The 21,175-nt window shown below is 67.2% G+C and carries 18 protein-coding genes; 13 read left to right on the top strand and 5 right to left on the bottom strand.

Annotated elements, in window-relative coordinates:
- Positions 1 to 191 precede the first annotated feature (191 nt).
- Positions 192 to 1,736: a YifB family Mg chelatase-like AAA ATPase gene (locus KW843_RS18460; RefSeq protein WP_218296612.1), complete on the top strand. Its 1,545-nt coding sequence runs from the start codon at positions 192 to 194 to the stop codon at positions 1,734 to 1,736.
- A 155-nt stretch (positions 1,737 to 1,891) separates the two neighbouring features.
- On the top strand, positions 1,892 to 2,392 hold the full coding sequence (locus KW843_RS18455) for a MarR family winged helix-turn-helix transcriptional regulator (protein WP_218296611.1): 501 nt from the start codon (positions 1,892 to 1,894) through the stop codon (positions 2,390 to 2,392).
- 24 nt (positions 2,393 to 2,416) lie between these two features.
- On the opposite strand, the gene KW843_RS18450 is transcribed toward KW843_RS18455, so the two are convergent.
- The 3 genes from KW843_RS18450 to KW843_RS18440 are packed head-to-tail and all read right to left on the bottom strand — an operon-like array spanning position 2,417 to position 6,519.
- On the bottom strand, positions 2,417 to 3,991 hold the full coding sequence (locus KW843_RS18450; protein ID WP_218296610.1) for an acyl CoA:acetate/3-ketoacid CoA transferase: 1,575 nt from the start codon (positions 3,989 to 3,991) through the stop codon (positions 2,417 to 2,419).
- A 36-nt stretch (positions 3,992 to 4,027) separates the two neighbouring features.
- Entirely contained in the window at positions 4,028 to 5,296 is a 1,269-nt protein-coding gene (locus KW843_RS18445; protein WP_218296609.1) for a thiolase family protein, read from the bottom strand.
- Between the two features lie 2 nt (positions 5,297 to 5,298).
- Positions 5,299 to 6,519: a thiolase family protein gene (locus KW843_RS18440; RefSeq protein ID WP_218296608.1), complete on the bottom strand. Its 1,221-nt coding sequence runs from the start codon at positions 6,517 to 6,519 to the stop codon at positions 5,299 to 5,301.
- A gap of 157 nt (positions 6,520 to 6,676) precedes the next feature.
- On the opposite strand from KW843_RS18440, the gene KW843_RS18435 reads away from it, so the two are divergent.
- The 8 genes from KW843_RS18435 (at position 6,677) to KW843_RS18400 (ending at position 16,673) form a co-directional block, all read left to right on the top strand.
- Positions 6,677 to 7,462, top strand: a complete 786-nt coding sequence (locus KW843_RS18435) for a crotonase/enoyl-CoA hydratase family protein (RefSeq protein ID WP_218296607.1) — start codon at positions 6,677 to 6,679, stop codon at positions 7,460 to 7,462.
- Between the two features lie 69 nt (positions 7,463 to 7,531).
- Positions 7,532 to 9,397 carry a feruloyl-CoA synthase gene (locus KW843_RS18430; RefSeq protein ID WP_218296606.1) on the top strand — a complete coding sequence of 622 codons (1,866 nt, stop codon included), beginning with the start codon at positions 7,532 to 7,534 and terminating at the stop codon, positions 9,395 to 9,397.
- 42 nt (positions 9,398 to 9,439) lie between these two features.
- Positions 9,440 to 10,204: an SDR family NAD(P)-dependent oxidoreductase gene (locus KW843_RS18425; RefSeq protein ID WP_218296605.1), complete on the top strand. Its 765-nt coding sequence runs from the start codon at positions 9,440 to 9,442 to the stop codon at positions 10,202 to 10,204.
- A gap of 212 nt (positions 10,205 to 10,416) precedes the next feature.
- The gene (locus tag KW843_RS18420) at positions 10,417 to 11,406 is read left to right on the top strand and encodes a Bug family tripartite tricarboxylate transporter substrate binding protein (protein ID WP_218296604.1); all 990 of its coding nucleotides are present in this window, start codon (positions 10,417 to 10,419) and stop codon (positions 11,404 to 11,406) included.
- 310 nt (positions 11,407 to 11,716) lie between these two features.
- Positions 11,717 to 13,471 carry an acyl-CoA dehydrogenase family protein gene (locus KW843_RS18415; protein ID WP_218296603.1) on the top strand — a complete coding sequence of 585 codons (1,755 nt, stop codon included), beginning with the start codon at positions 11,717 to 11,719 and terminating at the stop codon, positions 13,469 to 13,471.
- A 124-nt stretch (positions 13,472 to 13,595) separates the two neighbouring features.
- Complete coding sequence (locus KW843_RS18410) at positions 13,596 to 15,308, top strand: tannase/feruloyl esterase family alpha/beta hydrolase (protein WP_218296602.1); 1,713 nt, start codon at positions 13,596 to 13,598, stop codon at positions 15,306 to 15,308.
- 470 nt (positions 15,309 to 15,778) lie between these two features.
- On the top strand, positions 15,779 to 16,093 hold the full coding sequence (locus KW843_RS18405; RefSeq protein WP_218296601.1) for a hypothetical protein: 315 nt from the start codon (positions 15,779 to 15,781) through the stop codon (positions 16,091 to 16,093).
- Positions 16,094 to 16,253: 160 nt separating this feature from the next.
- Complete coding sequence (locus KW843_RS18400; RefSeq protein ID WP_218296600.1) at positions 16,254 to 16,673, top strand: hypothetical protein; 420 nt, start codon at positions 16,254 to 16,256, stop codon at positions 16,671 to 16,673.
- Positions 16,674 to 17,564: 891 nt separating this feature from the next.
- On the opposite strand, the gene pobA is transcribed toward KW843_RS18400, so the two are convergent.
- On the bottom strand, positions 17,565 to 18,737 hold the full coding sequence (pobA, locus tag KW843_RS18395; protein WP_218296599.1) for a 4-hydroxybenzoate 3-monooxygenase: 1,173 nt from the start codon (positions 18,735 to 18,737) through the stop codon (positions 17,565 to 17,567).
- A gap of 103 nt (positions 18,738 to 18,840) precedes the next feature.
- Here pobA and KW843_RS18390 point away from each other — a divergent pair, with 103 nt between their 5' ends.
- The 3 genes from KW843_RS18390 to KW843_RS18380 all read left to right on the top strand — a co-directional run bounded on the left by KW843_RS18390 (position 18,841) and on the right by KW843_RS18380 (position 20,630).
- On the top strand, positions 18,841 to 19,722 hold the full coding sequence (locus KW843_RS18390) for a helix-turn-helix domain-containing protein (protein WP_218296598.1): 882 nt from the start codon (positions 18,841 to 18,843) through the stop codon (positions 19,720 to 19,722).
- 86 nt (positions 19,723 to 19,808) lie between these two features.
- Positions 19,809 to 20,186, top strand: a complete 378-nt coding sequence (locus KW843_RS18385; protein ID WP_218296597.1) for a VOC family protein — start codon at positions 19,809 to 19,811, stop codon at positions 20,184 to 20,186.
- Positions 20,187 to 20,201: 15 nt separating this feature from the next.
- Positions 20,202 to 20,630 carry a VOC family protein gene (locus KW843_RS18380; protein ID WP_218296596.1) on the top strand — a complete coding sequence of 143 codons (429 nt, stop codon included), beginning with the start codon at positions 20,202 to 20,204 and terminating at the stop codon, positions 20,628 to 20,630.
- Between the two features lie 30 nt (positions 20,631 to 20,660).
- Here KW843_RS18380 and KW843_RS18375 read toward each other — a convergent pair whose 3' ends face one another.
- Positions 20,661 to 21,113 (bottom strand): Lrp/AsnC family transcriptional regulator, encoded by a 453-nt coding sequence (locus KW843_RS18375; RefSeq protein ID WP_218296595.1) that lies wholly within the window; start codon positions 21,111 to 21,113, stop codon positions 20,661 to 20,663.
- Between the last annotated feature and the right edge of the window lie 62 nt (positions 21,114 to 21,175).

Genomic DNA, 21,175 nt, shown 5'->3' with positions numbered 1-21,175 from the left:
CGAGCGCTTTAAGCACGGACCGTGCCACGCGGCGCAATACATCCGCGCGCGCCGTTGCTTCGCGTTACAACGATCCCCGGTACAGTGGGCATCAGCACCGTGCCACGGCCATACGCACGCTATTGGTGCATGGCGCCAAGGGCCCGCGCGGGAACGCCATAAAACGCACCCATCTGGGGAGGAATCGCTTCATGAGTCTTGCTTTGGTGCAAAGCCGCGCCCTTCTGGGGCTGCAGGCGCCGTCCGTCACTGTCGAAGTGCACCTGGCCAACGGCCTGCCCAGCTTCACCCTGGTGGGCCTTGCCGAAGTGGAAGTGAAGGAAGCGCGCGAGCGCGTGCGGTCGGCACTGCAGAACGCGGGGCTGGAGTTCCCCCACAACAAGCGGATCACCGTCAACCTCGCCCCCGCCGACCTGCCCAAGGATTCCGGCCGGTTCGACCTGCCGATCGCGCTGGGCATCCTGGCGGCCAGCGGGCAGCTGGACGGCGCCCGCCTGCCGGGGCACGAATTCGCGGGCGAGCTGTCGCTGTCGGGCGAACTGCGGCCGGTGCGCGGCGCGCTGGCCACGAGCCTCGCGCTGCAGACGCAGCAGATCAGCGCCGTGCTGGTGCTGCCGCCCGGCAGCGCCGAAGAGGCCGCCCTCGTGCCCGCCGCGCAGGTGGTGCGCGCCCGGCACCTGCTGGACGTGGTGCGCGCCTTCCTGCCACCGGGCAGCGCCGCGGCGGGCGATGCCTCCGTGGACAACGATGGCTGGACCCGCCTGCAAGCCACGCCGATGGCGGCCGCAGCCGCCTCCCTGGACATGGCCGACGTGAAAGGCCAGGCCACGGCCAAGCGCGCGCTGGAGATCGCGGCCGCCGGAGCCCACAGTGTCCTGATGGCCGGCCCGCCGGGCTCGGGCAAGTCCATGCTGGCCCTGCGCTTTGCCGGGCTGCTGCCGGCCATGACGGTGGACGAGGCGCTGGAGAGCGCAGCGATCGCCAGCCTGGCCGGGCGGTTCCGCCCCGAACTGTGGGGGCAACGGCCCACGGGCACGCCCCACCATACGGCCAGCGCGGTGGCCCTTGTCGGAGGTGGATCGCCGCCCCGGCCGGGCGAAATCTCGCTGGCCCACCACGGCGTCCTCTTCCTCGACGAGCTGCCGGAATTTCCCCGTGCCGCCCTCGAGGCGCTGCGCGAGCCGCTGGAGACGGGCCACATCACCATCTCGCGGGCCGCGCAGCGCGCGGACTTCCCCGCGCGCTTTCAGATGATCGCTGCGATGAACCCCTGCCCGTGCGGCTTTCTCGGGTCCACGCAACGCGCGTGCCGCTGCACGCCCGACCAGATCAACCGCTACCAGGGCAAGCTCAGCGGCCCGCTGCTGGACCGCATCGACCTGCATGTGGAGGTGCCCGCCCTCCCCGCCGAGCAACTGGTGCAGGCCCCCGCGGGCGAGCCCACCGCCGCCATCCGCGGGCGGGTGGAACATGCCCGCGCCCTGGCGCTGGCGCGGCAGGGCAAGGCCAACCAGGCGTTGCAGGGCCAGGAGATCGACACGCACCTGCGGCTGGACGATGCGGCCGCCAGGTTCCTGAACACCGCCGCCGCGCGGCTGGGATGGTCGGCCCGCAGCACGCACCGTGCGCTGAAGGTGGCGCGCACCATCGCCGACCTGGCGGGCTCGCCCACCACCGAGGTCATCCATGTGGCCGAGGCCGTGCAATACCGCCGCGTGCTGCGCAGCCCCGCTTGAGGCGGGTGGAGCCGCGTTTTTCGATTTCGCGATATAGCTATATTTTTAATAGCAAAAGATGTATATAAAATAAGCGGCAGCGGCGAAAGGGAGTCAGAAAGTGGTCTTGCCCGATGCGTCGCCAAACCCGACCTTGCTCCGGCACCCATCGCCCCATGTCCAGCGCCCGCCCCTTCAAAAACCCACCGCCCCCCGCCACCGCGCTCTCCACGCCGGAGGCCGTGGACACCAGCTTCCTGCGCACGCTGGTGGGCTACAACGCGCGCCGTGCGTCGCTGGCGGTCATCGAGGTGTTCATGGAGCGCATGGCGGTGTACCGCCTGAAGGTGGTGGAGTTTTCCGTGCTGTCGCTGGTGGCCCACAACCCGGGCATCACCTCGCGCCAGCTGTGCGCCACGCTCAATGTGCTGCCGCCCAACCTGGTGGGGCTGATCGCCGCGCTGGAGCGGCGCGGGCTGATCGAGCGCCGCCCGCACCCCAGCGACGGGCGCGCCATGGGCGTGCACCTCACGCCCGCAGGGGTGGAGCTGACCGCGCAGGCCGAGGAGACCGCCGCCCAGCTGGAAGTGGACGCCACGGCGGGCCTGACCGCCGCCGAGCGCAAGACGCTGATCCGGTTGCTGCAGAAGGTCTATTCGCCGGACCCCGCCTCCTGAGAGCCCGCGCAGGGTTGCTGCGTATCAGTCGGCAGACCCGGCCTTGGCGGCCATTGCCTGCGCCAGCCCGCCCCACTGGGCACGGAACAGGCCCGGGTCCATCATCTTCACATCGCGCATCAGGGGCTTGAACCCCATGTGCGCCAGCACGTCGCGTTCCAGGTCGATGCCTGGCGCGATCTCGGTCAGCTCCAGGCCCTCGGTGGTCAGGCGGAACACGGCGCGCTCCGTGACGAACAGCACGTTCTGCTCGCGCTGCGCGGCGTCCAGCCCGTTGAAGGTGATCTGCTCGACCTTCTCGATGAACTTGCGCGAGCGGCCTTCCTTGACGATGGTGAGCTGGCCGTCGGCCACCTGCACCTCCAGCCCGCCCGCGGTGAAGGTGCCGCAGAACACCAGGTGCTTGGTGGACCGCGTGATGTTCACGAAGCCGCCGCAGCCCACGGGCCGGCCGTTGAACTTGCTCACGTTCACGTTGCCGTGGTTGTCGGCCTGCGCCAAGCCCAGGAAGCTCGCGTCCAGCCCGCCGCCGTCATAGAAGTCGAACTGCAGCGACTGCTCGATGATCGCGTCGGCGTTGTAGGCCGTGCCGAAGTCGCCCAGCTGCGCCGGGATGCCGCCGGTGATGCCGCTTTCCACGCTCAGCGTGAACTGGTCGGACACGCCCTCTTCCGCCGCCACCGACGGCACGCCGGCCGGGATGCCGATACCCAGGTTGGTGATGGCGCCCGGCGTGAGCTCCAGCGCCGTGCGGCGCGCGATCACCTTGCGCTCGTCCAGCGGCATCGGCGCCAGCGAGTTGAGCGGCACGCGCACATCGCCACACAGCGCGGGGTTGAACTGCGTGGTGATGGTCTGCATGTGGTTCTCGGGCTGGCTGACCACCACGTAGTCCACCGACACGCCGGGCACCTTGACCGACTTGGGGTGCAGGCTGCCGGCCTTCACGATGCGCTCCACCTGCGCGATCACGATGCCGCCGCTGGCCTTGGCCGCGTGGGCGATGTTGATCTGCTCGAGCAGCACGCCTTCCTTGTCCAGGGTGATGTTGCCGTTCTCATCGGCCAAGGTGCCGCGGATGATGGCCACATCGACCTTGGGCGCGGGGTAGAACAGCCATTCCTCGCCGTTGAATTCGACGAGCTTGACCAGGTCTTCGGTGGACTTGCTGTTGAGCTTGCCGCCTTCGATGCGGGGGTCCACGAACGTGCCCAGGCCCACCTTGGTCAGCAGCCCGGGGCTGCGGCTGGCAATGTGGCGCGTGAGGTGCGACAGGCTGCCCTGCGGGAAGTTGTAGGCCTCCACTTCGCCGTCAAACACCATCTTCATCATCTCGGCACCCGTCTGGCCGAAGTGGCCCGCCACGGTGCGCTTGATCATGCCGGGGTGGGCAAAGTGGACCATGCCCGCATCCTTGCTGTTGCCGATGGCGCCGCAGGCCCAGGTGGTCACGTTCTTCGGGTGGCCGGTGTCGAGGAAATTCTTTTCCACGCCCTTGAGCACTTCCTCGGGCAGGCTGGAGACGGCCAGGCCGCCCAGGAAGATGGTGGCGTTGTCGGGGATCAGGGCCCCGGCTTCAGCGGCGGTGATGATTTTCATGGTCTGTGTGCTCTTGCGAAAAAAGGGATGACTGGTTCAGGCGTCAGGGTTCTCGATCAGCAGCGCCATGCCCTGCCCGCCGCCCACGCAGGCACTCGAGATGCCGTAGCGCAGGCCGCGCCGGCGCAGCTCGCGCGCCAGCGTCACCGTCAGGCGCACGCCCGTGGCGGCCAAGGGGTGGCCCAGCGCAATTGCGCCGCCGTTCACGTTGAGCTTGTCGCGGTCCAGGCCCAGTTCGCGCTCCACGGCGATGGTCTGCGCGCCCTGTGCTTCGTTGATTTCAAACAGGCCGATGTCCTCCAGCGTGAGCCCCGTGCGCGCCAGCAGCGCGCGGATGGCGGGTGCCGGCCCGATGCCCATGAATTCGGGCGCCACACCCACGGCAGCCGCGCCGCGCAGGCGCGCCAGGGGCTTGAGGCCGCGCCGCTGCACATAGGCATCGCTGGCCACCACGGCGCCCACGGCCGCATCCACCAGGGCGGAGCTGTTGCCCGCTGTCTGCACGCCGCCGGGGTACACCGTGCGCAGCCCCGCCAGGGCCTCGATGGGCGAGGGGCGCGGGTGCGTGTCGCGGTCGAGCTGCGCCACCTTGCGCGGCAGCGTGATGCCGCGCGTGGCGTAGCCTGCCAGCTCGAACTTTTCGCTCGTCACCGGCACGATCTCGCCGGCCAGAAAGCCGTCGGCCTGGGCTTGCAGCGCCCGCTCGAACGAGCGTGCCGCGTATGCGTCCACGTCTTCGCGGGTGATGCCGTACTTCTTGGCCAGGTTCTCGGCGGTCTCGATCATCGTCACCGGGCCAGCGGTGTCGATCAGCGCCTCCATCAGGAAGTCCTTGAACTCCACCGGCGCACCGAGCTTGAAGCCCGTGCGGTGCGTGTACGCGGCGATCGGGTTCCGCGTCATGGACTCGGTGCCCACCACCAGCGCCACGTCGGCATAGCCCAGCGCGATCTGGTCCGCGGCCTGGCGGAACAGCTCGAAGCCCGTGCCGCAGATGCGCTGCACCAGGATGGCCGGCACGCTCTGCGGAACGCCCGCATACAGGCCGATGTGGCGCGGCAGCACGAAGGCGTCGAAGTCGGCCTGCGCCATCGAGCCGGTGATGACCGAGTTCACGTCGGCAGCGGGCACGCCGCTTTTGTCGAGCACGGCGCGGGCGACCTTGATGCCCATGTCGGTGGGCGACACATGGCCGAGCGGGCCGCAGTAGTCGACCATGGGCGTGCGCACGCCGTCGACCAGCCAGGCGTTCAGCGGGGCGGAAAAGGAATGTTCGTTGCTGGTTGTCGTCGCAGTGGTCGTCATGGTCAGGCCTTGGGGGTGGTGCTGGTTCTGCTGTCGGTCACGCGCAGCACGGTGGCGTAGCCGGTGTCGCCCGCGGCGCAGCCGGTGAACAGGCCCGCGCCGCCGCCGCGCAGCACCAGCTCTTCGATGAGTTCGATGATGGCGCGCAGGCCGGTGGGCGCCTGTGGGTGGCCCCAGATGATGGAGCTGCCGTAGTTGTTCATGCGCTCCCACGCAAAGCCGGTGTCGCGCGCCAGCGCGATGTCGTTCACCGCAAACGGGTTGTGCGTCTTGATCGCGTGCACGTCGGCAATCGACAGGCCCGCTTGCTTCAAGGCGTTGAACGCCGCCGGCGACGGCGCCATGGGCATGAAGCCGGCCTCCACGCGCGCCATGCCGAAGCCCAGGATCTCGACCTCGATGCCAGGGTCGGTGGCCACAGCGCGCGCACGTTCGCGCGTGGTGACGATGGCACCCGCATTGCCGTCAGCCGGGTGCGTCTGGCCGCCAAAGGTCACGGTGCCGCCTTCCTTCACCGGCTTCAGTTTGGCCAGGCCCTCGGCCGTGGTCGGGAAGATGCCTTCGTCGGCGCTGAGCGTGCCGGTCTGCTTGCGGAATTTCGAGTCGGTGACCGGCACATCGGCCATGTAGCGCTTCTGGAAGGCGCGGTCGTCGGCCAGCGCCGCCTGGTACTGCGTGTAGCGGTGCAGCTTGAGCGCGTGCTGCTCTTCGGTGGTGATGCCGTAGCGCGCCGCCACGTTTTCGCCCGTCTGCAGCATGGGGTTCTTGGCGTAGGGGTCGTGGCCCATGTTGTCGGGCACCCAGTGCTCGGTGATGCCATAGCCGCCGGTGCCGCTCGAATCGGGGTAGTACACCACCGGCCCGTTGGACTGGCGGTCAGCCATCACCAGCAGCGCACTGGTGGCCGTGCCGCAGGCCACCTCTTGCGCGGCCATCTGCAGCGCGCGCACACTGGTGGCGCAGGCCTGCTGCACCGTGGGGCCCGCCACGCGGTCGATGCCCATGAGGCCGGTGACCCAGGGCAGGCCGTAGAAGCTGCCCTTCTGCGGGTTGGTGATGCCGAGGATCGCCAGGTCCACCGCCGCCAGGTCGTACCCGCGCGCGGCCAGCGCCTGCTTGCCCACCGTGGCCGCCAGCGGCAGCGCGTTGAGGTTGGCCAGCGAGCCCTGCCACTTGGCGAACGGGGACGACCAGTAAATGCCGTAGGGGATGAAGGCGTTCATGACGGTTCCTTGCTGTGAATCGGTGCCATTTTAGTTATTTATCATAATCATATGAACACCCAGAAAAGCTAGGGAAAGCACCTAGCAAAGACCGCCTCCATGGCCTTGTTTTAGTTATTTTTGATAACCATAATTTCTCCAACTCACCTCGATGACCATGACCAAGCACTCCGACATCTCCCTCGAAATCCGCGGCGAACGCGAGGACATCGCGGTCATCCGCCTCGCCCGCCCCGCCAAGCGCAATGCCCTGAACGACGGCCTGATCCTGGCGCTGCGGGACGTGATGGACAACCTGCCCGCCACCGTGGGCGCGGCTGTGATCGATGGCGAAGGCGAGCACTTCTGCTCGGGCCTGGACCTGTCCGAACTCAAGGAGCGCGATGCGGGCCAGGGCCTGCACCACTCGCGCATGTGGCATGCGGCGCTGGACCGCGTGCAGTTCGGCCCCGTGCCCGTGGTGGCCGCGCTGCACGGCGCGGTGGTGGGCGGGGGCCTGGAGCTGGCCAGCGCCTGCCACATCCGCGTGGCCGACGAGTCCACCTTCTACGCGCTGCCCGAGGGCTCGCGCGGCATCTTCGTGGGCGGCGGCGGCGCGGTGCGCATTCCGCGCCTGATCGGCACGGCGCGCATGACCGACATGATGATGACCGGCCGCGTCTACAACGCGGTGGACGGCGAGCGCGTGGGCTTTGCGCAGTACCTCGTGCCCACCGGCACGGCGTTCGACAAGGCCTTCGAGCTGGCCCAGCGCATCGGGCAGAACGCGCCGCTGACCAACTACGCGCTGATGCACGCGCTGCCGCGCATCGCCGAGCAGCCGTCGGACCAGGGCCTGATGACCGAAGCCATGATGGCCGCCATCGCGCAGAGCGCCCCCGAGGCCAAGGCGCGTGTGCGCGCCTTCCTCGACGGCAAGGCCGCCAAGGTCCAGAAGGGCTGACCGCAGCGCCCCGGACAGGACAGATAGCACAGACAGCACGCGCCCGCGCAAGCCCACCGACACGCACCCATGACGAGCAACCCATCCCCCCGCTACCGTCCGCTGCGCTTTGGCGTGACCGAGGTCAGCACGCGCCAGGCAGACAACGGCGTGGTCTACGTGCGGGCCACTCAAGACCTGCAGGCCTACCCGCTGCGCCTGACCGACCGGCTCGCGCACTGGGCCCAGACCGTGCCCGACCGCACCTGGATGGCCCAGCGCGTGAAGAACGCCGACGGCAGCCTGGGCGAGTGGCGCCACGTCACCTACGGCCAGGCCTGGCAGGCCGCGCGCAGCATTGCCCAGGCCTTGCTCGACATGCACCTGGGCGCCGAGCGCCCCGTGGCCATCCTGAGCGAAAACGACCTGGACCACGCGCTGCTGTCGCTGGGCTGCCTGGTGGCCGGCGTGCCGCAGTGCACCGTCTCCACCGCGTACTCCACCATCAGCCAGGACTTCGACAAGCTGCGCCATGTGCTGGACACGCTGACCCCCGGCCTGGTGTTCGCCAGCGACGCCGCGCGCTTTGCGCGCGCCATCGAGGCCACCGTGGCCGACGACGTGAAGGTAGTGCTGGGCACCGGCAGCATGCCGGGCCGCAGCACCGTGGCCTTCCGCGACCTGCTGGCCACCCCTGCCACGCCCGCCGTGGATGCGGCGCACGGCGCCATCACCGCCGACAGCATCGCCAAGTTCATGTTCACCTCGGGCTCCACCAAGCTGCCCAAGGCCGTGATCGTGACGCACGGCATGTGGGCCGCCAACCTGCAGCAGATGAACCAGTCGATGCCGGTGCTGGCCGAGGAGCCCCTGGTGCTGGTGGACTGGCTGCCGTGGAACCACACCTTCGGCGGCAACCACAACTTCGGCATCGTCATCTACAACGGCGGCACGCTGTACCTGGACGAAGGCAAGCCCACGCCCAAGGGCATGGCCGAGACCATCCGCAACCTGCGCGAGATCGCGCCCACGGTGTACTTCAACGTGCCCACGGGTTTCGAGGTGATCGCGCAGACCATGAAGACGGACGACCTGCTGCGCAAGAACCTGCTCAGCCGCGTGAAGATGTTCTTCTTTGCCGCCGCCGCGCTGTCACAGCCCATCTGGGACTCGCTGTTCGACAGCGCCGAGCGCGAGGTGGGCGAGCGCATCGTGATGAACACGGGCCTGGGCATGACCGAGGGCTGCCCCTTCTGCGTGGCGGTGAACAGCCCCGACGTGCAGGCCGGCGACATCGGCGTGCCCACGCCGGGGCTCGAACTCAAGCTCGTGCCGGTGGACGGCAAGGTCGAGGTGCGCTACCGCGGCCCCAACATCACGCCCGGCTACTGGCGCAATGCCGAGGCCACGCGCGATGCCTTCGACGAAGAAGGCTTCTACTGCTCGGGCGATGCCGTGAAATGGATCGACGAGACCGACCCGAACAAGGGCCTGAAGTTCGACGGCCGCATTGCCGAGGACTTCAAGCTTTCCACCGGCACCTTCGTGAGCGTGGGCCCCATGCGCGCGAAGATCATCGCGGCCTGCGCTCCCTACGTGCAGGACGCGGTCATCACCGGCATCAACCTGAAAGAGATCGGCGCGCTGCTCGTGCCCACCCCCACCATCCGCACGCTCAGCGACCTGCCAGAGAGCGCCAGCCTGCACGAGGTGCTGCACAGCGCCCCGGTGCAGCAGCACTTCCAGCAGGTGCTGGACAGGCTTGCGGCCGAGTCCACCGGCAGCGCCACCCGCGTGGCCCGTGCGCACCTGATGGCCGAGCCGCCCTCGCTCGACAAGGGCGAGGTCACCGACAAGGGCTCCATCAACCAGCGCGCCGTGCTGCAACACCGCGCGGACGTGGTGGACGCACTGCACGGCGGCACGCTGCCCGGCACGCTGGTGCCGCGCCGCTGAACGCCAAAGACACACCCCACATTTTTCTCAAGGACACACAGCATGGACATCCAAGGACAAGCCGCCATCGTGACCGGCGGCGCATCGGGCCTCGGTGAAGCCACCGCCCGCGAACTCGCCCGCCTGGGCGCCAAGGTCGCCGTGCTCGACCGCAATGCCGAGCTGGCCGAACAAGTGGCTGCCGATATCGGTGGGGTGGCCTGCGCCTGCGACATCACCGACCCCGCCAGCGTCACCGCCGCGCTGGAGAAGGCCGCCGCGGCCCACGGCCCCGCGCGCATCCTGATGAACGTGGCCGGCATCGGCAGCGCCAAGCGCATCGTGCAGCGCGATGGCAGCGCCGCGCCGCTGGAGGACTTCACGCGGGTGGTCACCATCAACCTGATCGGCAGCTACAACGTAAGCCGCCTGTTCGCTGCCGCCTGCGCCAAGCTCGACGCCCTGCCCAATGGCGAGCGCGGCGTGATGATGTTCACCGCCTCGGCCGCTGCCTTCGACGGCCAGGTGGGCCAGCAGGCCTACAGCGCCTCCAAGGGCGGCCTGGTGGGCATGACGCTGCCCATGGCGCGTGACCTGGCGCAGCACGGCATCCGCGTGTGCACCGTGGCGCCCGGCCTGTTCGCCACGCCGCTGATGAAGGAGTTGCCCGAGGCCGTGCAGCAATCGCTGGCCGCGAGCATCCCCTTCCCCCCACGCCTGGGCAAGCCCGAGGAATTTGCCGAGCTGGCGTGCCACATCGTGACCAACGGGCACCTGAACGGCGAGGTGATCCGCCTCGATGGTGCCCTGCGCATGGCGCCACGGTAATGCACCCCTCGAGTCGCTTCGCGCCCTCCCCCTCTCCTGCGGGAGGGGGACGCCACCGGTGGCCTGGCAAAGCCAGTTCCACGGTGGCGCTGGCTTGGGCAGCGCCAGTTTCTTGCGCCCCGGGAGGCGCCGCACAGCTGATAACGAGAGGGTGTGCGAACACCCCGGTTGATTTTTGAGATGTCCGTCAGATACACACCAGGAGACAAACCATGACCACCACACGCCGTCAATTCGTTCAGGCCCTTGGCGCCAGCGCCGCCTTGGGCGCCCTGCACCCCTTCGCCGCCCATGCGCAGGTGGACCAGGTCAAGGTGTATTTTGGCTTTCCGGCCGGCAGCTCGGGCGACACCGTGGCGCGGCGCGTGGCCGAAAAATGGGGTGGCTCGGCGTTCAGCAAGAACGCCGGCGTGGTGGAAAACAAGCCTGGCGCGGGCGGGCGCATTGCGCTGGAGACCCTGAAGTCGGCCCCGGCCGATGGCTCGGTGCTGGCGGTGGCGCAGGTGTCGGCCCTGGCCAACTACCCCCACATCTACAGCAAGATGAACTACACCGACAAGGATTTCGCGCCCGTGTCGATCGCGGCCATCATGCACCACGGCCTGGCCGTGGGCCCCATGGTGCCCGCCAGCGTCAAGACGGTGAAGGACTTCCTGGCCTGGGCCAAGGCCAACCCCAAGGACGCGAGCTACGGCTCGCCTGGCGCGGGCTCCACGCCCCACTTCCTGGGCGCGCTGCTGGGCATCAACAGCGGCGTGGACCTGCGCCACGTGCCCTACCGTGGCTCCATCCCCGGCGTGACGGACGTGGTGGGCGGCCAGGTGGCGGCCATGGTCACGCCGCACGGCGACTTCATCGCCAACTACAAGGCGGGCAAGCTGCGCATCCTGGCCACCTCGGGCCCCAAGCGCTCGCAGTACGTTCCTGATGTGCCCACGTTTGCCGAGCAGGGCTTCCCCGAGCTGACGACCGAGGAATGGTTTGGCTTCTACGCCCCCGCCGCCACGCCCAAGCCCGTGATTGCCGCCGCCAACGCCGCCATCAACGCGGCGCTGAAGGAAAAGTCGGTCATCGACAGCCTGGCCATCGTGGGCCTGATGCCCCACGGCTCCACGCCCGAGGAGCAGGCGCGCTGGCAGAAGGCCGAGTACGACACCTGGGGTCCGCTGATCAAGAAGATCGGCTTCACCGCGGATTCCTGAGCTCCCCCTGAGCGGCTTCGCCGCTTCCCCCTGAGGAGGACGCCACCCGTGGCCTGGCGAAGCCAGTTCCACGGTGGCGCTGGCCGGGGCCACGCCGGTATCACGGGCAGTGCGCAACGCGGCGGGAGGGCGCGCAGCCATTCCCCACCCGTTCAGGCTGAGCCTGTCGAAGCCTGGGCATGCCACCCGCGCAGTCCGTTCGACCGGATCAGGGTGAACGGTCAGCCGCTGGTTGACCAGGATTTCAAGCAAAAACAGCCGCTACCGCGCGTCCATCAAGCGCCAATAGCTATCAGAACAAGAGCAAACCATGCAAGCACGCCAGGCCCTTGCCGACATCCAGCATCTGCTGACCCATGTGCTGCAGGCGCCCAGCCGCTGGCAGGCGCTGCCCCCGTTTGCGGACACCGATGGCGAGCTGGCCGCGCAGGTGCTCGACGAAGCCGCCAAGTTTGTGGACAGCGCCATCGCCCCGCTGCAGCGCGGCGGCGACGAAGAAGGCTGCCGCTTCGACGCAGGCCAGGTGCGCACGCCCGCAGGCTTCCGCGACGCCTACCAGGCCTTCTGGCAGGCGGGCTGGCCGTCGCTGTCATGCGCGCCCGAGGACGGCGGCCAGGGCCTGCCTGCGGTGCTCGAATGTGTGCTGTTCGAATGGCTGGCCGGCGCCAACCACGGCTGGACCATGGCCCCCGGCCTGCTGCACGGCGCGTACGAATGCATCAAACACCACGCCAGCGACGAACTCAAGGCGCAATACCTGGAGAAAGTCGCCACCGGCGAATGGCTGGCCACCATGTGCCTGACCGAAGCCCACGCGGGCAGCGACCTGGGCCTGGTGCGCACACGTGGGGTGCCGCAGCCCGATGGCAGCGCGCGGGTGAACGGCAGCAAGATCTTTATCTCCGGCGGCGAGCACGACCTGACCGACAACATCGTGCACCTGGTGCTGGCGCGCCTGCCCGATGCGCCTGCGGGGCCCAAGGGCCTGTCGCTGTTCCTGGTGCCCAAGATTCTTCAAGATGGAAGCCGCAACGCCGTGGTGTGCGAGCGCATCGAAGAAAAGATGGGCCTGCACGGCAGCCCCACCTGCGTGATGCGCTTTGACGACGCCACCGGCTGGCTGGTGGGCGAGCCGAACAAGGGCCTCAACGCCATGTTCGTGATGATGAACGCGGCGCGCCTGCACGTGGGCCTGCAGGGCATCGGCCTGCTAGAGGCCGCATGGCAAAAGGCGAGTGCCTACGCGGCCGAGCGCCGCCAGATGCGCGGCCCCGGCGCCAAGGACACCAGCCTCATCCAGGACCACCCCGCCATCCGCCGCATCCTGCACACGCAGCGCGCCTGGATCGACGGCGGCCGCGTGCTGGCCTACCACACGGCCCTGCAGCTCAACGTGGCCAAGCACAGCACCGACGCTGCCGCGCGCGCCGCCGCCCAGCGCTGGTGCGCGCTGGTCACGCCCGTGCTCAAGGCCGCGCTCACCGACCAGGGCTTTCACGGCGCCAGCGCCTGCCTGCAGGTGTTTGGCGGCCACGGCTATGTGCGTGAATGGGGCATCGAGCAGATCGTGCGCGACGCGCGCGTGGCCATGATCTACGAGGGCACCAACGAGATCCAGGCCATCGACCTGCTGGTGCGCAAGGTGCTGGCCGATGGCGGCCAGGGCCTGGGCGCCCTGCTGGGCAGCCTGCCCGGCGCGGCCCCCAGCACTGCCGCCAGCGTGCGCCGCCATGCGCTGGTCGAGATCACGCAGGCCCTGGCGGCGGCCGCCCAGTCCGACCCCGAGCTGCCCTACTGGGTGGCCGACGACTACCTGCGCGCCGTGGCGCTGGTGCTGCTGGAATGGGCCTGGGGCCAGATCGGCGCCGCCAGCCCCCGCGAACGCGGGAGCGAACCCACCAGCGCCACGGACCGCTGGACCGCCCCCGCCCAGGCCTTCGCCCTGTGGGTGCTGCCCGAATTCGACCTGCGCACCGGCATCCTGCGCCAGCGCATCGCGCACGCCTTGGAATCCAGGCCCCAGGAGGCCACAGGCGCTCAACCCATATGCGCCAGCAGCTCCTGATTCAGTAGCAATCCGCCTTCCGCCGATCTCCCGCCCACAGCGTGTTGAGGCCACGCTGCGGGTTTCCTTGCGCCTCAGAAAAACAGGAGACAACACCATGAGCTTGAAAAAAAGAAGGACCAGAATGCGCGCCCATCCCATCGCTTTGTCGGCCCTGACCACGGCCCTGCTCATGGGCTGCGGCGGCTCGTCCGATGCCGCCCTGCCCCAGCTCTCCGCCGCCACACCGGCCCCCCTGCAGTCGTGCGCCACGCTCGCCACCAGTCTGGCCCTGCCCGACACGCGCATCACCTCCGCCGAGCAGGTGCCCGAGGGGCCCCTGGCCCTGCAGGGCGTGACCACCCAGGCGCCCGCGCACTGCCTCGTCAAGGGCAAGATGAAGGAGCGCACCGGCCCCGTGGATGGCGCCAGCTACGCCATCGGTTTCGAGATGCGCCTGCCCGTGGCGTGGAACGGCCGCTTTCTGCACCAGGCCAACGGCGGACTGGACGGCAGCGTGGTCACCGCGCTGGGCTCGGTGAGCGGCGCCGCGCCGGTGGCCCCCGGCCTGGTGCAGGGCTTTGCGGTGCTCAGCTCCGACGCAGGCCATGGCGCGCCCACCCCCTTCTTCGGCGTGGACCCGCAGGCCCGGCTGGACTACGGCTACCAGGCCGTGGGCACCCTCACCCCCATGGCCAAGAACCTCATCAAGATTGCCTACGGCAAGGCGCCCGACCGCTCGTACCTGGCCGGCTGCTCCAACGGCGGCCGCCACGCCATGGTGGGCGCATCGCGCTATGCCGACCAGTACGACGGCATCCTGGCGGGCAACCCCGGCTTTCACCTTCCCAAGGCCGCCACCACCCAGCTGTGGAAGGCCCAGCAGTACGCCAAGGTATCCACCAAGGACGCCACCACCGGCCTGCCCGACCTGAACACGGCCGTGAGCCCCGCCGAGTTCAAGCTCATCGGCAGCAAGATCGTCGCCAAGTGCGACGCGCTGGACGGCGTGGCTGACGGCCAGGTCAACGACGTGGCAGCCTGCCAGGCCGCCTTCAACCTGCAGACCGACGTGCCCACCTGCACCGGCGCGCGCGACGGTTCGTGCATCACTAGCGAACAAAAGAGCGTGCTGGCCAGCATCTTTGCGGGCCCCAGGAACAGCAAGGGCGAGGCGCTGTACACGGGCACCTGGTTCGACCCCGGCATCGCGGGCGCCAACTTCGCGTCCTGGCACTTCGGCTCGCCCGCCACGCGCGACGCAGGGGCCATGGCCTTCATCTTCACCTCGCCCCCGTCCACCGTGGCCGCGTTCACCGCCATCCCCGGCATGCAGTACGCGCTGAACTTCAGCATGGAGACGGACTACCCCAAGATGTTCGCCACCAACACCACGTACACCGAGTCCCCCTGGTCCTACATGACCCCGCCCAACGAAGCCGACCTGAGCACCCTGAAGAACCGGGGCGCCAAGATGATCGTTTTCCACGGCGTGGCCGACGGCGTGTTCTCGCCCATGGACACCGCCAACTGGATGGACCGCCTGCAGGCCAACCACAGCGGCAAGGCCGATGCGTTTGCCCGCCTGTTCCTGGTGCCCGGCATGAACCACTGCTCCGGCGGCCCCGCCACCGACCAGTTCGACATGCTGGCCCCGCTGGTCGCCTGGGTGGAACAGGGCAAGGCCCCCGACAGCGTGACCGCCAAGGCACGCGGCGCGGGGGCCAATGTGGTGAATGCCGAGCTGCCTGCCAGCTGGTCCGCCAACCGCACCCGGCCGCTGTGCGTGTACCCCAAGGTGGCGCGCTACAACGGCACGGGGGATGTGGAGAGTGCGGGCAGTTTCAGCTGCAGGTGATGGGGGATTGAAAGTGCGATGCCCGGCTTGTGCCGGGCTTTTTCATCGGGCGAAGGGGTGACTAGAAGCGCTGCTGCGTGCAGCCCCGGAAGTTCCAGACTTTTGGGCCCGGGCTACACACTAGTGAGAAGCGATTTGCGCAGATTCATTGGCAGCTTTGCAGCGGTTGCTGCCGTTCGCATCTCGGTCACGAATGGGTACTATCGGCCAGAACCGGACATAGGCGTCATATGGAATTTTTGAGCGCTCCCAGAATTCTCCCCGGACTACCTGGAGTGGGCAATTTCCCGCGCCAATTCAGTGCGACCGGACAAGGTAAGCATCGCGAGGGTCTGGTCGTAGAGTTTTGCGCGGACGAAAGCCGCTGCTGGGTTGGAAATTTTCAGCCAGGTCTCACGAAGTTTTCAGCCGTTTTCGCGGATGGAAGGGGACTTGAAGTAAACGTGCTAGCTGGCGGCCAAGGCTACAGGGTGAACACGGTGACCGGGGAGCTGCTTGAAGAGTTTGGGGGTGACATTGAGTCTGTCCTTGAAGTACCTAGCACTGGATATCTGCTGCTTTGCAGTCCCACAGACTTCGAACTTCGACAAAGGGGCGGAGGCGTCGTTTGGCGCTCGCGCCGCATCTCTTGGGATGGCTTCCGCGATCTATCCCTTCATGACGGTGAGTTGAGAGGCGAAGCATGGATGTTCGACGACACGTGGCACCCCTTTACCGTTTCTCTTGCAACTGGAGCGGTTGAAGGTGGCTCGTACTACGAAGCGCAGCAGGTGGAAGAAAGATGATCGTTTGGGGTTTGCGCAGGCGTCACCTTCGGGCCCTGAACAGTCCATCGCATAGCAGCGGCAAGCCGCCAGTCGATGAGTCCGGCCCTTCATCTACGGGCCTGCACATTGCGCAGGCTATATTGGTCGTTCAACTGTGATTGGTCGAAAAACTAACTCTATGCGTGTCACGCTTGTCGTCAAAAATTTAGCCGTCGCTGCATTGATGGCCTCACCGTTGGCGCTTTCTATTGGATCGGCGTGCTCTGCTTTGATTGCCCCCAATGACACTCGAGAGCCTGCAACAGCTTGGGTGCTCATTGCCCTGGCATCGATGGCAATGGCAATCAATCTTCACCTTTCGTTTTTACGACCTGCGCTGTACGCCAAGCTCCATGGCAAATCAATGAAAGGCTACAAGCATGCTTCTGGGATTCCCCTGGTTGGTTCAATCCTTGCAGCGATTGCAGTTTTAGTCGCCTGGGGAAAGCTGTCGGTAGCTGCCACCAGCTTGCTGATACTTTTTGCCGACACCGGGAGCGTTGTTTGGTTGTTTGCAGCCCTTGCTCGTGACAGATCATTTTGGAGCGAAGACGCTTGACCCGTTATGCGAACTCCGGGCCTGCTGCCGCCGGTGAGCGCGAACATTGAGCGACCGCTTTCTCAAACCGCCAACGGCAGCTACTGGCCGATAGTACTCATTCACGAAAGTGGAGCGTACGTCCGCAACCGGCCTGAAGCGGTCGCCCGTCTGTTACCGTACTTTCGCACTGGCTCAATTCGCAACCTCGATTGCCAGCCGGTTGACCGTGCCGAAGTCACGCCAAGCAACGACATTGGCAGGGCTGGATCCAGGGTGGAGTAGGCGCACGGAGTTGGGTTGACGCAGCTATGACCATCGACAGCAATTAGCTATTGCTCCGACGCGCCCGGCCTGCGTTCAGTCGGAATTGGCGATTTGCTGGCTTCGTTCCTCGCCTTCTTCCCTTGGTCGTAATGCCACTTGATGGCGAAGAACATGCCGGTGCCGAACACGGCCACCTTGAACACAATGAAGACTATCGGGACCCAATCCATCTTTGAGATTTTCCTGGCTATTGATTGGCAGTCACTACCGTGAAGTGCACTGACTTAAAACGCTGCGTCAGCAGCTTCATCGTGTTCAAGCCATCGTCGAATCTCACATCGACAGCACTGGGCAAATGATCTGAAAACTTGGTGCGATGCTATCGAGCCTGCTGTGCGGGCGTAAGCATCAGTTCTGCCTAAATTTTGCGTAGCAGATGAAGATCGCCGTGCAGGGCAACTGCCTGGAAAGCGGCTTTGTCATTGGGGCTGTGTGTGGCCGCGATGCGCGGGCCGTGGTGCGCGCGGAGAGTGAGCCGACGGATCGCCGGTTGCAATCAACGCCGATGCGGGCACACACAAAAAGGCCTGCATGAGGGAACCCCATGCAAGCCTTTGATTGGGTGACAGTGCGAATGCCGGATGCTCAGAACGGCAACCCCACATAGTTCTCCGCCAGCGACCCCAGCGCCTTCTCGGACGAGAACAGATACGCCAGGTCCGTGTCCTGCAGCTTCTGGTCGTAGGCCAGCGACTCGGGGAAGGTGTGCAGCATGGTCGTCATCCACCACGAGAAGCGCTGGGCCTTCCACACGCGGGCCAGGGCCTTTTCGGAGTATTTGTCGAGGCCGGTGCTGTCGCCGTTTTGGTAGTGGGCGACCATGGCGTGGTACAGGTAGTAGATGTCGGATGCCGCGCTGTTCAGGCCCCGTGCGCCGGTGGGGGGCACGATGTGGGCGGCGTCGCCCGCCAGGAACAGGTTGCCGTAGCGCATGGGCTCGGCCACAAAGGAGCGCAGGGGGGCGATGGACTTTTCGATGGAGGGGCCGGTGATGAGCTTGGCGGCCACCTCGGCGGGCAGGCGGCGCTTCAGCTCGGCCCAGAAGGCTTCGTCGGACCAGTCTTCCACGTTGTCGGTTAGCGGCACCTGGATGTAGTAGCGGCTCAGCACTTGCGAGCGCAGCGAGCACAGCGCAAAGCCGCGTTCGTGCTTGGCGTAGATCAGCTCGGGCGAGACGGGCTTGGTGCGCGAGAGCACGCCCAGCCAGCCGAAGGGGTAGACCTTTTCATACTCCTTGAGCACGTCGCGCGGGATGGACTTGCGGCTCACGCCGTGGAAGCCGTCGGCGCCGATGACGAAGTCGCAGTCGATGCGCACCACCTCGTCGCCTTGGCGGTAAGTCACATACGGGTTGGCGCTTTTGAGGTCGTGGGGCTGCACGTCTTCAGCGTTGTGGATGACGACGCCCTTCATGCGGTCGCGCGCTTCATACAGGTCGCGCGTCAGCTCGGTCTGGCCGTACACCACCACCGAGCTACCACCGCTGTACTTGTGCAAATCGACCCGTTCCATCTTGCCGTCGTGGGCGATGATGAAGCCGTCGTGGATCTCGCCCTCCTTGTCCATGCGCTCGCCGCACTGGGCCTCGCGCATGAGTGCGGCGAAGCCGTGCTCCAGCACGCCGGCGCGGATGCGGCCCAGCACGTATTCGCGGCTTTGGCGCTCCAGCACGATGGTGGCTATGCCCTTGAGGTGCAAGAGCTGGGAGAGCATGAGGCCCGAGGGGCCTCCGCCGATGATGCAGACCTGGGTTTTCATGGTGTCTCCTGTAGTGGTTGGTGCGTTCATGACATGGGTCAAACGGACCACCCAAAGATACGTGGCACAGTCGCCGCGTTGAATGGACGGATGGAGCCAGAACATGCACTTTTCGAACATCGGAACCATCCACTCGTACAGCCTGTTCGGCGAGTCGCAACACCTGCCCGATGTATTGCACTGCGAGACAATTGCCGAGCGCTCGGTGCTGCACGACTGGGAGCTGGCGCCGCACCGGCACACGCGGCTGCACCAGGTGCTGCTGATCACCTCGGGCGGGGGCGTGGCGCACCTGGATGGCGAGCGGATTGCGCTGTTTGCGGGTGCGCTCATCAACGTGCCGCAGGGGCACGTGCATGCGTTTCGCTTCACGCAGCACACGCAGGGCTGGGTGGCCACGCTGGCCGATGAACTGATGGACGAGATTTTTGTGCGCGTGGGCGATGTGCGGCGCGACCTGGCGCGGCCCGCCGTGGCGCCTGCGCCGCCTGAACTGCACCAGGCCATGGGCCAGATCTGGCAGGAGTTCTCGGGCCGCGCCAAGGCGCGTGCGCTGGTGCTGCGGGGCCTGAGCGCCACGCTGCTGGGCTGGGTGGCCCGCGCCATGGAAGAGCACAGCCCGGGCGACACCGCGGCGCCAGAGTCCAGCCTGGTGCAGCGGCTGGAGGCGCTGATCGAGGCGCATTTTCTGGAGCACTGGCAGGTGGCGGACTATGCGCGCGCGCTGGCCGTATCGCCCACGCACCTGAGCCGGGTGGCCCGCGCCACCACCGGGGTATCGGCCCAGCGCCTCATTGAGGCGCGCCTGATGCGCGAGGCGCGGCGCAACCTGGCCTACACCCATCTGGGCGTGGCCACCATCGCCTACACGTTGGGCTATGCGGACCCGGCGTACTTCACGCGTGCCTTCACGCGCGATGCGGGCCTGTCACCCCGCGCGTTTCGTGCGCAGGTGGCTGCGTCGGCGCCCACCCCGGCGATGTGATGCCGCGTGACAGGCTGCTGACACGCCGCTGTCAGCAGCCCCCGATCACCATCAGGGCTTCTTTCTTTCACACACAAGGAGCCCCCATGAAAAACGCCGTCGCCTGGTTCGAGATCCCCACCACCCAGCTGGACCGCGCCCAGGCCTTTTATGAAGCCGTGCTGGGCCAGCCCATGCGCCGCGAGAACATGGGCCCGAGCGAAGGCGCCGTGTTTGCCTACGACCCCGCGGCCGATGGCGCGGGGGGCGCGCTGATGATGGGCCCCACGGCACCGCAGGTTTCTGGCGGTGGCACACTGGTGTACCTCGATGCATCACCCTCGCTCGACGCCGCGCTGGAGCGCGCGGTGGCCCAGGGCGGCCGCGTGGCCCTGCCGCGCCAGGCACTGCCGCCGGGCATGGGGTTCTTCGCGCACATCCATGACCTGGATGGCAACCGCGTGGGTCTTCACGCACTGTCTTGAAGAAAGGACAACCGCATGGAAACACAGGAACTGCACAGGGGCCGCCTCATCGACCACATCCAGCTGGTCGTGCGCGACCTGCCGGCCAGCCAGGCCTTCTACACCGCCGTGTTCAAGGCGCTCCAGGTGCCGATGGGCGGCACGGGCGAAGGGTACTTCTGGGCGGATGAGCTGTTTGTCTCCACCGCCGACAGCGCCGCCGCCCAGGGCCATCTCACGGGCCGGCACCACCTGGCCTTCCAGGCCCGGGACCGCGCCATGGTGGAGGCATTCCACCAGGCCGCCCTTGCCCATGGCGGCACGGACAATGGCGCCCCGGGCGAGCGGCCGTACCACCCCGGCTACTACGCCGCCTTTGTGCTGGACCCGGACGGCAACAACATCGAGGCGGTGTTCCACGGCGAGGCGCAGCGCAGCGCGCCGTCGGTCAAGGTGACGTTCTGATGGCCTGACGCCCCGGGCCCCGCCACTGGATCAACAACCCACCTCGGGGCGGGCCAGGCCGCGCAGCGGTATCGGCGTGGAGAACACGATGGAAGTGCGTGTTTCTCCATAGCCATTGATGTCGCCCAGGAAACGCTCCAGATCCGGCAGGTCGCGCGCCACCACCTGCAGCACATACGAATCGTTGCCGCTGACATGGTGGCATTCCAGCACCCGCGCGGATTGGCGCAGCTTGTCGATCAGCGCCTTCTTGCCGGGCTGCGGCACGTTGATGCCCACCACCGCCCGCACGCCGTAGCCGACCTGGGCGGGGTCAATGTCGGCATGCACGCCACGCACCACCCCGGCCTCCTGCAGGCGCCGCAGGCGCTCCAGCGTGGCGGGCACCGACAGCCCGACCGTGTGCGCCAGGTCCTTGAGGGATGCACGCCCGTCGGCCTGCAGCGCGGTGATGAGCCGCCAGGCCTTGTCATCGACTTCCATGGAGCGCCTTTTTGAGTAAATGCAGAAAAATAGGAAACCAGAATTGAAAAATACCAAATTTT

The organism is Acidovorax sp. sif1233 (genome assembly GCF_019218755.1).
In the GTDB taxonomy this organism is placed as follows: domain Bacteria; phylum Pseudomonadota; class Gammaproteobacteria; order Burkholderiales; family Burkholderiaceae_C; genus Acidovorax.
The sequence above is the reverse complement of the archived record's forward strand: the minus strand, read 5'-3'. Positions and strand labels throughout refer to the sequence as shown.

Excerpts from the sequence above, each read along its gene's own strand:
- KW843_RS18375 (WP_218296595.1), bottom strand. The coding sequence starts at position 21,113 with ATGGAAGTCGATGACAAGGCCTGGCGGCTCATCACCGCGCTGCAGGCC.
- KW843_RS18440 (WP_218296608.1), bottom strand. The coding sequence starts at position 6,519 with ATGAACGCCTTCATCCCCTACGGCATTTACTGGTCGTCCCCGTTCGCC.
- KW843_RS18435 (WP_218296607.1), top strand. The coding sequence starts at position 6,677 with ATGACCAAGCACTCCGACATCTCCCTCGAAATCCGCGGCGAACGCGAG.
- KW843_RS18385 (WP_218296597.1), top strand. The coding sequence starts at position 19,809 with ATGAAAAACGCCGTCGCCTGGTTCGAGATCCCCACCACCCAGCTGGAC.
- KW843_RS18410 (WP_218296602.1), top strand. The coding sequence starts at position 13,596 with ATGCGCGCCCATCCCATCGCTTTGTCGGCCCTGACCACGGCCCTGCTC.
- KW843_RS18455 (WP_218296611.1), top strand. The coding sequence starts at position 1,892 with ATGTCCAGCGCCCGCCCCTTCAAAAACCCACCGCCCCCCGCCACCGCG.
- KW843_RS18445 (WP_218296609.1), bottom strand. The coding sequence starts at position 5,296 with ATGACGACCACTGCGACGACAACCAGCAACGAACATTCCTTTTCCGCC.
- KW843_RS18390 (WP_218296598.1), top strand. The coding sequence starts at position 18,841 with ATGCACTTTTCGAACATCGGAACCATCCACTCGTACAGCCTGTTCGGC.
- KW843_RS18460 (WP_218296612.1), top strand. The coding sequence starts at position 192 with ATGAGTCTTGCTTTGGTGCAAAGCCGCGCCCTTCTGGGGCTGCAGGCG.
- KW843_RS18425 (WP_218296605.1), top strand. The coding sequence starts at position 9,440 with ATGGACATCCAAGGACAAGCCGCCATCGTGACCGGCGGCGCATCGGGC.
- KW843_RS18400 (WP_218296600.1), top strand. The coding sequence starts at position 16,254 with ATGCGTGTCACGCTTGTCGTCAAAAATTTAGCCGTCGCTGCATTGATG.
- pobA (WP_218296599.1), bottom strand. The coding sequence starts at position 18,737 with ATGAAAACCCAGGTCTGCATCATCGGCGGAGGCCCCTCGGGCCTCATG.
- KW843_RS18450 (WP_218296610.1), bottom strand. The coding sequence starts at position 3,991 with ATGAAAATCATCACCGCCGCTGAAGCCGGGGCCCTGATCCCCGACAAC.
- KW843_RS18380 (WP_218296596.1), top strand. The coding sequence starts at position 20,202 with ATGGAAACACAGGAACTGCACAGGGGCCGCCTCATCGACCACATCCAG.
- KW843_RS18415 (WP_218296603.1), top strand. The coding sequence starts at position 11,717 with ATGCAAGCACGCCAGGCCCTTGCCGACATCCAGCATCTGCTGACCCAT.
- KW843_RS18420 (WP_218296604.1), top strand. The coding sequence starts at position 10,417 with ATGACCACCACACGCCGTCAATTCGTTCAGGCCCTTGGCGCCAGCGCC.
- KW843_RS18430 (WP_218296606.1), top strand. The coding sequence starts at position 7,532 with ATGACGAGCAACCCATCCCCCCGCTACCGTCCGCTGCGCTTTGGCGTG.